8 protein-coding genes are annotated in these 12,752 nt (G+C 65.8%); 1 reads left to right on the top strand and 7 read right to left on the bottom strand.

Annotated elements, in window-relative coordinates; genetic code table 11:
* Positions 1-83 precede the first annotated feature (83 nt).
* On the top strand, positions 84-5,939 hold the full coding sequence (locus tag CH296_RS01470) for a non-ribosomal peptide synthetase (RefSeq protein ID WP_094683849.1): 5,856 nt from the start codon (positions 84-86) through the stop codon (positions 5,937-5,939).
* Positions 5,940-6,009: 70 nt separating this feature from the next.
* Here CH296_RS01470 and CH296_RS01465 read toward each other — a convergent pair whose 3' ends face one another.
* From CH296_RS01465 to CH296_RS01435, 7 genes are all read right to left on the bottom strand, one after another.
* Complete coding sequence (locus tag CH296_RS01465; protein WP_045200047.1) at positions 6,010-6,948, bottom strand: triacylglycerol lipase; 939 nt, start codon at positions 6,946-6,948, stop codon at positions 6,010-6,012.
* 149 nt (positions 6,949-7,097) lie between these two features.
* A complete protein-coding gene (locus CH296_RS01460; RefSeq protein ID WP_045195973.1) occupies positions 7,098-8,012 on the bottom strand; it encodes a glycosyltransferase family 2 protein in 915 nt (304 codons plus the stop codon).
* Positions 8,013-8,033: 21 nt separating this feature from the next.
* Positions 8,034-8,888 (bottom strand): ABC transporter permease, encoded by an 855-nt coding sequence (locus CH296_RS01455; RefSeq protein WP_045195971.1) that lies wholly within the window; start codon positions 8,886-8,888, stop codon positions 8,034-8,036.
* Between the two features lie 10 nt (positions 8,889-8,898).
* The gene (locus tag CH296_RS01450; RefSeq protein WP_032397547.1) at positions 8,899-9,756 is read right to left on the bottom strand and encodes an ABC transporter permease; all 858 of its coding nucleotides are present in this window, start codon (positions 9,754-9,756) and stop codon (positions 8,899-8,901) included.
* Complete coding sequence (locus CH296_RS01445; protein WP_032397546.1) at positions 9,753-10,724, bottom strand: daunorubicin resistance protein DrrA family ABC transporter ATP-binding protein; 972 nt, start codon at positions 10,722-10,724, stop codon at positions 9,753-9,755. The genes CH296_RS01450 and CH296_RS01445 overlap by 4 nt, the downstream gene beginning before the upstream one ends.
* A gap of 121 nt (positions 10,725-10,845) precedes the next feature.
* Positions 10,846-11,799: a diiron oxygenase gene (locus tag CH296_RS01440; protein ID WP_094645469.1), complete on the bottom strand. Its 954-nt coding sequence runs from the start codon at positions 11,797-11,799 to the stop codon at positions 10,846-10,848.
* Between the two features lie 32 nt (positions 11,800-11,831).
* Complete coding sequence (locus CH296_RS01435; RefSeq protein WP_094683848.1) at positions 11,832-12,740, bottom strand: prephenate dehydrogenase dimerization domain-containing protein; 909 nt, start codon at positions 12,738-12,740, stop codon at positions 11,832-11,834.
* Positions 12,741-12,752: the final 12 nt, after the last annotated feature.

Here is a 12,752-nt window from a genome sequence, read left to right as displayed (position 1 = left end):
GAACGATCAACCGTGGGGGTGACCGTCGGTCGCCTCCACGGTCGACGGTGCGGCGAAGAACTGGTGAGGAGTCATTGCTTAACATGAGTGCGGATGGATCGACCGGCACACCGTCCGAGTCCGGCGGCCGAGCGGGGGGCCGGCCGGCCCGTCCCAGGCCCACCCGGTCTCGGCCGACGCGTACTCGGCCCGCCCGTACCGTTGCGCTGCCGACTCTGCTGGCGGCCGCGGTGGAGAAGAACCCGGACGGCATCGCTGCCGAATTCGGGGACCGGTCGCTGACCTACCGGGAGATCGATTCCCGATCCTCCCGGCTGGCTCGCCTGCTGCTCGCACGTGGAGTCGGGCCAGGGGATTTCGTGGCGCTGGCCCTGACCCGATCGATCGAATCGGTCATGGCGGTGTGGGCGGTGGCCAAGACCGGGGCAGCGTTCGTGCCGATCGACCCCAATTACCCGGCTGCTCGTATCGAGCACATGGCCACCGATTCGGGTGTCCGAATGGGTGTCACGGCAACGCAGTTCGAGGTTGCGATGCCGAACGCGGTGTCGTGGATCGTGCTCGACGCATCCGATGTCGAGGACGAACTGAGTGGGCTGTCGGACGGGCCGGTGGTCGCGGACGATCGCCGCGCGCCGATTCGCGCGTCCGATCTCGCGTACGTCATCTACACCTCGGGCTCGACGGGCCTACCGAAGGGTGTCGCCGTCTCCCAGGCGGGCCTGGCACCACTGGCCGCGACCCAGGTCGAGACGTACGGCCTGGACTCCGGTTCGCGCACACTGCATTTCGCGTCCCCCAGTTTCGACGCGTCCGTACTCGAACTGCTCATGGCCGTCGGTGCCGGTTCGACGATGGTCATCGTCGAACCGGGCGTCTACGGTGGTACCGATCTGAGCGAGGTGTTGCGCCGCCACCGAGTCACGCATGCCTTCATCACGCCGGCGGCGCTGGCCTCGCTGGACCCGGCAGATGTGCCCGACCTGCGAGTGCTCGCCGTCGGTGGTGAGGCCTTCTCGTCGGAACTGATGTCGAAATGGGCCACCGACCGCCGGTTCCACAACGTCTACGGGCCGACCGAAGCGTCCATGGTGTGCAACATCTCGCAACCGCTGACCGCAGGCGAGGCGGTGTTGCTCGGGCAGTCGACCAGGGAGATGGGTCATCACGTTCTCGACGACCGGCTGCGTCGGGTCCCGGCCGGCGTGCCGGGCGAGTTGTACCTCACCGGGGCTGGTCTTGCTCGCGGCTACCATCGTCGGTTCGGCCTGACGGCAACCCGTTTCGTCGCCAATCCTTATGCGGTCGAGGGGGACTCGAATCAGGCGAGGCTGTACCGAACCGGAGACATCGTGCGCTGGCGCGACGGGCCGACCGGACCCGTCGTCGAATACATGGGCCGCAACGACTTCCAGGTCCAGATTCGAGGATTCCGGATCGAGCTCGGTGAGATCGACGCCGTTCTGACCGCACTCGACGGTGTCGAGTTCGCAGCGACCCTCGGCTACCGGGGGCCGACGGGAGCAACGGTTCTCGCGGCCTACGTACTGCCGACGACAGGTGTCGAGCTCGACGTCGACAACCTGCTCGAGGCCGCCGGACGCAGTCTGCCCGCGCACATGGTGCCGTCCGTGGTCACCCCGATCGAGTCGATTCCGCTGACCCCCACCGGCAAGCTCGACCGAGATGCGTTGCCGGAGCCGGTGTTCGAGGTCGCCGAGTTCCGCGCTCCGACGACCCCCACCCAGCAGACGGTAGCCGACATCTTCGTCGAGTTGCTGGGGGTCGAACGCGTCGGTCTCGACGACGACTTCTTCGCGCTCGGCGGTAATTCGTTGATCGCCACCAAACTCGCTGCAAGGTTGGGATCGGTACTCGGCGTGCACGTGCCTGCGCGTTCGGTGTTCGAGTCGTCCACCGTCGAAGCGCTCGCGAACGCAGCCGACTCCGTCGACGCTCCGGTCCGGGCCCGGCTCGATGCCTCGAGGGCCCGGCCGCAACACATTCCGCTCTCGTCCGCTCAGCAACGCATGTGGTTCCTGAATCGACTCGACACCACGTCCGCGATCAACAACGTGCCGGTTGCCTTGCTGCTGCGCGGTTCGCTCGACGTCGATGCGCTGCAGGCCGCCGTCCTCGATGTGGTGGGTCGCCACGAATCGCTGCGCACCGTCTACCCCGACATCGACGGCAGCGGATATCAGCGAGTGCTCGACGAGGCCGACACGCAGGTCGACACGGCGGTGGTGCCTGTCACCCGCGAGAGCGCCCTGGCCGAGGTGACGCAGTTCTTCACGCGTGGGTTCGACGTCACGACCGAAATTCCGTTCCGCGTTCGACTGTTCGAGGTCACCGATCCCGCCGGTTCGGTACCGGAGTACGTACTGGCCTTCGTGGCGCATCACATCTCGGCCGACGGTCTGTCGATGGCTCCGCTGTCTCGGGACGTCATGACGGCATACCTCGCGCGACGGAGCGGGTCGGCACCGCAATGGACGCCGCTGCCGGTTCAGTATGTCGACTACACGCTGTGGCAACTGGACATGCTCGGTTCCGAATCGGACCCGAACTCTGTTGCCGACAAGCAGATTCGGTACTGGCAGCACGCGCTCGACGGCCTACCCGAACAGTTGGAGCTGCCCGCCGACCGGCCGCGCCCTCGGGTCGCGTCGGGACGAGGGGCGGTGGTGTCGTTCGACATCGAACCCGAGCTGCACGCCCGAGTGCTCGAGTGCGCCAGCGCGAGCGAGTCGACCCCGTTCATGGTGGTGCACGCCGCGCTGGCCGTGCTGCTGGCGAGACTGTCGGGCACGGCCGACATCGCCGTGGGTGCGCCGGTGGGTGGCCGCGGCGACGCCCGGCTCGACGATCTGGTCGGCATGTTCGTCAACACGGTGGTGCTGCGAACCCCCGTTGCCCCGGATGCCTCGTTCGCCGAGGTTCTCGACACGGTACGTACGGCCGACCTCGAGGCGTTCGACAACGTCGACGTGCCCTTCGAGCGTCTGGTCGAGGTACTCGATCCGGTGCGCTCGCAAGGACGACATCCACTGGTGCAGGTTGCACTGTTCTTCCAGAACTTCTCACAGGGTTCCTTCGAGCTGCCCGATCTCGGGGTCGAGGCATTCGGTTCCGGCGTGGCATCGGCGAAATTCGACCTCCAGGTGACCTTCACCGAGCGGGGCGACGGCGCAGGACCGGCCGTCGAGTTGATGTACGCGACGGATCTGTTCGACGAGTCGACCACGACGTCCTTCGGGCAGCGGTTGGTGACCGTTCTCGAGGCGGTCACCGCTCGTCCGAGTGTCGTGGTCGGTGACATCGAGATTCTCGATTCGGCTGAGCGCGAACAACTTTCGCTGCGGGGCAACGGCAGCACGGTGGCTGCCGATTCGGGCCAGGTGCTGCTGGACGGCTTCGATCGCACGGTGGTCGAATCGCCGGATGCGGTGGCGTTGGTGTTCGGTGAGCGGTCGCTGACGTATCGGGAGTTCTCGGACCGGGTGGATGCCACTGCGTCGTTGTTGCAGGAGCGTGGGGCCGGCCCCGGCGTGCTGGTGGGGTTGGCCATGCGTCGATCGGTCGAGCTGGTGGTCGGGATGTACGCCGTGCTGCGATCCGGTGCGGCGTACGTTCCGGTGGATCCGGATCAGCCCGCCGAGCGTAACGACTACATTCTCGACACGGCGTCGCCGATTGTCGTTCTGTCGACGGCGCGGGACGAATTCGTCACGGGGACAGCGATTCCGGTCGTCGACATCACGGACCCACCGGTGCCGAGCGGGCCGTTGGTCTTCCCTCGCTCGGTGGGTGGCGATCTGGCGTACGTGCTCTTCACATCGGGGTCGACCGGCCGGCCCAAGGGGGTCGCCGTGGAGCATCGTGCGATCGTCAACCAGATGGAGTGGATGGCGCAGGAGTACGGTCTCGACGCGTCGGATGTCTACTTGCAGAAGACTGCCACGACGTTCGACGTGTCGTTGTGGGGGTTCTTCCTGCCGCTGCGCACCGGGGGCCGGTTGATCGTGGCGGCCCCGGGCGCGCAACGTGATGTGGAGGCCGTTGCGGCCGATATCGCCCGTCACGGCGTGACGGTGACGGACTTCGTGCCGTCGATGCTCACGGTGTTCGCCGAATCGGTTGCTGCGCAGTCCATCTCTTCGCTTCGGCACATCTTCGTGATCGGGGAGGCGTTGCCCGCGCGGACCGTGAGTGCGTGCCGGGCAGTGTCGAACGCGCGGGTGCACAATCTTTACGGGCCAACCGAGGCCGCGGTGAGTGTCACGTATCGCGACGTCTCCGAGGACGTCGCGGTGGACGGTTCGGTGAGCATCGGGGTGCCGGAGTGGAACACCTCTGTCCACGTTCTGGATTCGCGGCTGCATCCGGTACCAGCGGGTGTGCCGGGTGAGCTCTACCTCGCCGGCGTGCAGTTGGCTCGGGGCTATGTTGCGCGGCCCGATCTGTCGTCGGAGCGTTTCGTTGCCGATCCGTTCGGTCCTGCGGGGGCGCGGATGTACCGCACCGGTGATCTGGTCCGGTGGTCGATGGATGCCGGACGGCTCGAGTACATCGGTCGCACCGATTTTCAGGTCAAGTTCCGCGGGCAGCGCATCGAGTTGGGGGAGATCGAGACGGCGTTGACGGCGTTGTCGTCGGTGAGTCAGGCCGTCGTGGTGGTCGCGCAGTTGTCGGTGGGGGAGTCGTTGGCTGCCTATGTGGTGCCTGCTGTCGGTGCCGCGGTCGATGCCGAGGCGGTGCGGTCGGAATTGGGGTCGGCGGTGCCGTCGTACATGGTGCCGTCGGCGTTCGTGGTTCTCGATGCGTTGCCGCTCAATGCAGCCGGGAAGCTGGACCGTCGGGCGTTGCCGGCCCCGGAATTCGAAACCCGTGAGTTCAGGGCTCCGCAGACTCCGGTCGAGGAATCGGTCGCCGCGGTGTTCGCGGAAGTGTTGGGCGTCGAGCGCGTCGGGCTGGACGACGACTTCTTCGCGCTGGGTGGCAACTCGTTGCTGGCGGTCAAGTTGGTCTCCAAGCTCAGAGCAGCCCTCGGCGGCGCGCCGGTACCGCTGAACTGGTTGTTCGTCGACGCGTCGGTGGGCTCGCTCTCCGCGCGGATGACGGCTGCGACGGAGTCGAGCGAGGGGGCGGACTCCACCGGGCTGGAGACGTTGATTCCTCTTCGGCTCGGTGGCTCCTCGTCACCTCTGTTCTGCATCCATCCCATCGTGGGGCTGTCCTGGGCCTTCGGCGGACTGTCGGCGTACCTCGGCGACGACCGTCCGATCTACGGATTGCAGTCGCCTGCCCTCTCCGGTGCCGAGCCGCTGCCGGAATCGATCGAGCAGTGGGCAGCCCTGTTCGTGGACAGGATTCGTACCGTGCAGCCGTCGGGCCCGTACCACCTGCTCGGTTGGTCGATGGGTGGATCGATCGCTCACGCGATGGCCGTGCAACTGCAGCGTGAAGGCGAGTCGGTGTCGACACTGGCCATGATGGATTCGTTCGTCGCGGGCAGGACCGACCACGTCGTGGACCGTCCTGTGTCGGCCGGAGAGATGCTCGGTGGCCTCGGCTTGGGAGCGGACTCCGATCTCGAGATCGGCGAGCTCACGGTCGATTCCGTGGCGGATCTGTTGGCATCGATGCCGGCTCCGTTCGACGAAATTTCCCGCGACCGGGTCGCCGGGATACTGGACGGGATCGCCCGTTCGGCAGAGCTGATCGACTCGTACGTGCCCCGGACATTCGTCGGGCGGTCGATACTCTTCGCGTCGGTCGTCGACGATCCGACCGGAACCGTCGCGGCGTCGACGTGGGAGGACGCGGTCGACGGGGGCGTCACCGTGGTTCCTGTGCATTCGACGCACTGGCAGATGGCGTCGCAGTCCGCACTGGCCGAAATCGGACCCGTGTTGCAGACCGAGCTGGACCGGTAGGTCTTCGAACGCGACCGGGGCCTCGCGATGTGATGTCGTCGAGGCCCCGGTGGCTACGGATCGTGCTGTGTCAGCAGGGTGGCGGGGTGGTCGCTGCGTACTCGGGGTCGAGCGCCGACTTGACCATGTACAGCGGCGCGGGATCGGTGACGAGGCCGATGTGCGACGTCGTGGCGGCCGGGCACACGTCCTGAACCCATACGTTGTGCACCGTCGACGGATCACCCGACCGGAGAAAGGTGTTCCCCGGAGGTGTCGACACCGTGTCGTTGCGGGTGGCGATGACGGTGTACTCGACTCCCGGTTGGACGTCTCCGCCGTCGTTCAGGCTCGTCAACGTCGTGGAGCCGACCAACTGCTGTGCACCGGCCATGTTGTACGTGAGCGGGGTGAGCGCGTCGCCGGGGAGTCCGAGCGAGGTGAGCAGTTCGGAGAGCTGCTGCAGACCGCCGAACGTCGTTCCGTGGTTGGTGGCACCGAGGGTGACCAAAGTGTGCACCTTGTTGCGGGCAGGATCCTGCGGATCGGTGCCACCGTCGAACTTCATGTACTGGCGCGAGGACGTGCCGCCCTGTGAATGACCGACGAGATCGACCTGTTCTGCACCGGTGGCGGCAAGCACCTCGTCGACGAACCGACCGATCTGCCGTCCCGACTCGGCGATATCACCCGAACCCCAGATGGTCGTGCTCGGATCGAACAGGAGCGAGACGCCGCCGTAGTTGGGCGCGAAGACGCAGTAGCCCTCGCTCTTCAACTGCGGTGCGAGCGTCTTCCACGTCGACGCATCCATCTTCGTTCCGTGCACGAGAACCACCGGACGTGGATGAGCCGCACTGGGCACGCAGCCGAAGTCGTTCGCGCCCTCCAGGACAGGAGTGGCAGACACGGAGGTGCCCGTGGGGGAGGCGGGTGCCGCGGTAGCTGTTCCCGCCCCGGTCAGGCACAGGGCACCGGCAACGGCGGCAGCGACCGCCGTGGGCAGTACTCGGGAAAGCGTGTTCGACATGGCCTCGATCTCGTGTGAAGGCGTGCGATGTGCCGCCGGTTTCGGCAGCTCCGTGTTCTCGACCGTAACATCGGTCATCCATCCGTTACAGGCGCGCGACTCAAGACTGCAGGCCGGGCAGCCCGGCGATCCAGTGGGTGTGTCGGACGTCACCAACAGAAGGCGCGATAGGCGATGCCGCCGCGAACTTCGCCGACCCGGATGAACAGGGCCCTCGCCCAATGACCACGGGCCAATCCGGTCCACGAGGTCGGCAGAAGCGGATTGCGAACCAGTAGGGCGGTCCACCACGAGGCGACGGTACGGACCCTCATGGCCGGGCACCCCTGCGTCCGATAGATTCCGCGCAGTTTGGCGAAGCCGAAGCCGAGCCGAAACGATTGGCGCAGCATGGGCCGGAGCTCGGCTCGGAGCCGATAGGCGACGACAGCCTCGGTGCTGAAGCCGAGGGTGTAGCCGGCCAATTGTGCGCGCCAGCAGAATTCCACGTCCTGGCTGGCCCGGAACCGGTTGTCCATGCCACCGACATCGCGATAGACCGACGCCCAGCAGGCCATGCTGGCCCCGATGGCGAAGGGCAGGAAGTCGGTGCGGCCCTGATCCTCCGGCGGTGTGGTCGGAGTCCAGGACAACGCCTGCGCACTGTTCAACGTGTACGTCTCCACCGCGGTACCGGCTACGTCGAACGACCTGGCCAGCTCGGCGAGGGTTCGTAGCCACGACGGATGCACCACGTCGTCCGCATCGCAGAACATCAACAGCTCACCGGAGGCGTTCTCGGCACCGCGATTGCGGGCATGCGCCGCGCCGACCTGCTGGGATGCGTCGACACAGGTCAACTGCAGTCGATCCCGTAGGGGGTGCGAGGACACGTGATCGCCGACTCGTCCGTCACCGGCATTGTCCGAAATCAGCACATCGAACCGATAATCGGAATCCTGCTCCGCCAATGCCTGCAACTGCGCGTCGAGCAGGGGATCGAGCGAGCTCACCGGAATGATCACCGAGATCGACGGGTGCTCGGGGTGTCCATTGGCCACGACGTCACCTCCCAGCGTGGCCATCGACGGCCGGAGCCTATTCGATCAGCCGGTCGCGGATGCCTTCTTGTACCCCCGAATTGCAGGATAGAGGAACACCACGACCAGACCCAGAGACCACGCCAACGTCTGGAGCACCGGTGTCATGACCGGACCTCCGAGAGCGAGGTTCCTCATGGCATCGACCGCGACCGACATCGGTTGAGCTGCGACGACCGGCTGCAGCCAGAGCGGATACGCCAGAACCGGAACGAAGCCGGCATTGAAGAACATCAACAGGGTGCAGAAGATCGAGACCAGTTCAACCAGGGGAGCATTACCGGCGACGGTCGCGAGGAACGTGACCATCACCGCGAACCCGATACCGAACACGACCGGAATCAGAAGCAACAAGAGTCCGGCCTGGAACCCCTGGGTGAATCTGAACCCCATCGCCACTCCGGCAGCGATGATGACGGTGGTGGTGACGAGCACTCGGACGGCTTCGGCGATCATTCTGCCGAGCAGGCCGGCGGCACGGTGAGTCGGTGTCGTCCAGAACCTGGACAGCAAGCCCGATTTCCGCTCACCCTTGAGACCGACAGCGCTGACGATGGACCCGAACATGGCCCCGACGAGAGCGATCATCGGAACCTGGCCGTAGATGGCCGGGGCTCCGGTGGCCGCGGAGATCGAGTTGCCGAGTACGACCCGGAACATGACCAGCATCAACGCGGGGTACAGCAAGGCTTGGATCATCGTCGACGGATCGCGCATCCACCGCATCAGAAGTCGCTTGGCCTGGATCAGACTGTGCGTCCCGAGCGCGCGGATCGACCCTTCTCGCAGGGCCATGTTGGGTTCGGGAAAGGTCAAGTTGGATACGCGAGCAGCGTTCACCGACGCTTCGGACATGGTCATCTCGTACTCGTCATTCCGGTCTAGAGCTTGCCCAGATGGCAAGCGGGACGAAGAACACGATCAGGCCTGCGATCCAGGCGAGGGATGGCCACAGCACCTGAAAGGTGACTCCGCCCTCGGCCATGTCCCGCATCGCGAACGAGAACTGAGAGATCGGTTGATTGCGAACGAAGGGGCGGATGAGTTCGGGAAAACCGCTTTCCGGAACGAATCCGCACGAGGCCATGCCGAGGATGAGCTGGGGCAGGGTCAACACCTGGCTGGTCGCTTCGGGGCTCTTCGACAGCGTTCCGATCGCATCGGCACCGATCGACAACGTGGTGCTGATCAGCATGGCCAGTGCACAGAACAACAGGGCCTGACCGAATCCCGCAGTGAATCGAAAGCCGATGACGTAACCGAAGCCGAGAGCGGACACCAGAGACACCAGTGAGCGGACGACACCACTCGAGATGCGCGACACCAGCGGCACACCCCGCACGACGGGCATGGTCTTCAACCGGGAATTCAGGCCACTCATCGCCTCGGCCGAGGCACGCTGCGCCGCGGAGATCGCGGTGAACGCCATGGCCTGCAGCACGATGATCGGCATCAGGAACTGGGCGTAGTCGATGCCCTGCAGACCCATGACGAACTTGAGCGGCAGGTAGAAGCCGACGGTGAAGATGAGCGGGGCGATGACCGCGACCAACAACTCACCCTTGGTGAGCATCGTCCACAGCGCACGCCCGGTGAGGGCCTGCCACTGCACGAATCCCGACGGCTTCGTCCTCGACCGTCGCTTGGGTTGCTGAGCCGTCGAACCGACATCGGTCCGCTGCACGGTCCTCGCCTGCGAACCGGCTACGCCTCGCGTCGTGGCCGTCATGGTGTGGTGCTCGTCTTCGAGTGACCGGTGAGGGTGAGGAACACGTCGTCGAGCGACGGGCGGCGCAGGGCGATGTCGGCGAGCACGATGCCCACCGCATCGATGCGGCGCAGGATTTCCGACAGCGTGGCTGCGCCGTCGGGGGCAGGAACGGAGAGCCGGTCCGAGGCAGCGGTGATCTCGGCGTGAACTGCAGCGGGAACCATGTCGCCGAGGGCTTCGGCGGCCGCGCGGAGTTGGCCGGGATCGAGGGGAACGACCTCGCAGTAGCTGCCGCCGGTCATGGCCTTGAGATGGTCCGAGGTGCCTTCTGCGATGACCGTGCCCTTGTCGATGACGATGATGTTGTCGCTCAGGACATCTGCTTCTTCGAGATACTGCGTCGTCAACAGCACAGTGATGCCCTGCGACTTGAGTGCCTCGACCAACGACCAGACGCCCTGCCGACTGCGGGGATCGAGTCCGGTGGTCGGCTCGTCCAGGAACACGACCTCCGGCCGCACGACGAGGCCGCAGGCGATGTCGATGCGCCGACGCATACCGCCCGAGTAGCCACGGACGGGGCGCTTGCCGGTGTCGGACAGGTCGAACTCGTCGAGCAGGGCCTTGGCTCGGGCCTTCGCGGCCTTCTTGTCCAGACCCATCAGACGGCCGAAGAGCTCGATGTTCTCGCGGCCGGACAGAGTGTCGTCGAGGGCCGCGTACTGCCCGGTCATCATGATCGAGCGGCGCACTGCCGGAGCGTCGGTCGCGACATCGTGACCTGCGACGAATGCCCTGCCCCGGTCGGGTGCGATCAGAGTGGAGAGCACCTTCACCGTCGTCGTCTTGCCTGCACCGTTCGGGCCCAGAATCCCCAGCACCGTTCCGCGCTCGGCGGAGAAGCTGATGCCGCGCAACGCCTGCACATCGCCGAAGGACTTGTGTACGTCCTCCACGTGTACGGCTGCGTGTTGAGCTGACGACATCGAATCTCCGAGCTGTCGGGGGGAGTGGTGGGACCGGACCCCGTGGAGTCGAGGGCCACTACTTGATAGCGAAATTCGCCGTGGATGTTACTTGTGGGTCGTCGCTGCGTGACCTCCGCAGTCAGTCCCAGTCGATATCGATACTGTTCTCGACGTCGAGTTTGCGGCACAGAGACCGCAACCCGCTGTAGTCCTGAACCAACGCGCGGCGGCTCTTGTCCTGCTCGACGTCGACGAGCATCTGCCCGCCACCGCGCACGCCCTCGAGTTCGAGAATGCGTCCCCAGGTGGAGAAGTCGCTGCTCGAGAACGCGTCCATGCCGTCGACCAGCCCGTCCAGGAACTTCTGGCGGTCGTCGGGGCGGAGCCTGTCGAAGACGATCGCAGCCATGTCGTCGGCGATCGACGCATGGCAGTACTCGTCGCGGTTGTGCAGTTTGACGGTGGCCCGGTTGATGGGCTGAATGATGTCGTCGTCCTCGATCAGGTCCAGATACGAGGTGATGGAGATCTCTGCAACCGTCATGAACGCGAGCGAGCTGATCGCCGCCGACCAGGGGTCGTCACTGGTCGCCTGCGCCGCACGCTGCCTGCGCACGGTGGAGCTGAACGGCAACGATCGTTCCGACAGAGCCCACCCGCGTCCGCGTCTGGTCGCAGCGCTCGCGTTGAGGTGCATGAGGGTGTGGTACTGCTCGTCCACCATGGCCTGGGTGACCGCCACAGCGAGGGTGTCACCCATCCCGGTCTCGAACACGTCCTGCGCCAACAGAGCGAAACCGGGATGAACGACGTGCTGCTCGACGTCCATCACGTTCTTGTTGAACGCGATCCAACCCCAGGCACGCAGTCGATCCTGCTGCTCGGCAGTGGCACCGGTGAAGGTGTCGTGCTCGCCGAAGGGGATCAGAGCGTCGGGGAAATCCTGCTTGGTGGTGTCGAACAGGTCGTCCAGCTCGGGCTCGGGCTTCTTGACCGTCGCGCGCTGCGACCAGTTCTTCGCCAATCGAGCGACGACCGCACTCTCGACGACATCGTCGGAATCGAACTCCGGCAACGACGGCTGTTCCAACATCGTGTGCCTCGCCTCCGCGCTCGTACTCGTGGTCATCGGTTACCACTGCTACCTCGAACGATACCGAACATCTCCGCGCACACCGCCCGATACCGATCCCCGTTCCCACCCAGAGCGGCCTCGGCCTGCGCCAACAGAGCGGCGAAGTCGGCCTCGGAACCGGAATCGACGGTCACGCTCACCGTCTGCGTCGCGCGATGCAACGCCGCCCTGGCCTCGGCCGCGTGGGGATTGCCGGCCTGAACATCCCAGTAGACCTCGGGTTCCCCGCCGGTGATCCGCGCCAGTATCGCGAGCATCGACGCGTGCGGGGGAGGCGCAACGGCGTCGATGTCGACGAACGGAAGATCCAGTTCGGCCAAAGCCAGTCCGAACGCCAGGACGCTGGCGTGCGTCAGCGCCTGCGTCGCCGCGGCGAGGCGATCATGACGTGCGGCGTCGAGAAGGACCACCCGAGCGCCCCACCGCGAGATGCCGTCCAGGAAGGCATCCACCGGCGGGCCGGGTCGATGCACGACGGCCGCAACCGGGCGTCCAGCCATTCCGAGCGACGGGGCGAACATGGGATTGATTCCCAGCGTGGCACCGATCGGACGCGCGCCCTGTACATGGTGGGAGAAGCCGGACTTCACCGACAGGGTCTCCACCAGCAGGGCGTCGGCGCGCATTGCGGACAGGTCGGCCCGCAGCGCCACGGATTCGGGGACGGCCAGAATCACCGTCGTCGCTTCTCTCAGCACCGATTCGACCGGCTCGGCGGGGGCGGTGATGTCGCCGGCGATCACCGTCGAACCGTCGAGCTCCGGGCCAGCGTGCACGTCCACGACGGTCACCGGTACGCCGTCCGCGAGCAGCAGGTCGACCATCAGGCGGCCCACCGCTCCCGAACCTCCGACCACCACTACCGAGTCATGGGACCGCGACCGTGTCACCGAGTTCATCGGTCGAGTATG

The organism is Rhodococcus sp. 14-2496-1d (assembly GCF_002259365.1).
In the GTDB taxonomy this organism is placed as follows: Bacteria; Actinomycetota; Actinomycetes; order Mycobacteriales; family Mycobacteriaceae; genus Rhodococcoides.
Note: the sequence above shows the minus strand (reverse complement) of the source record. Positions and strands in the feature narration are given on the sequence as shown.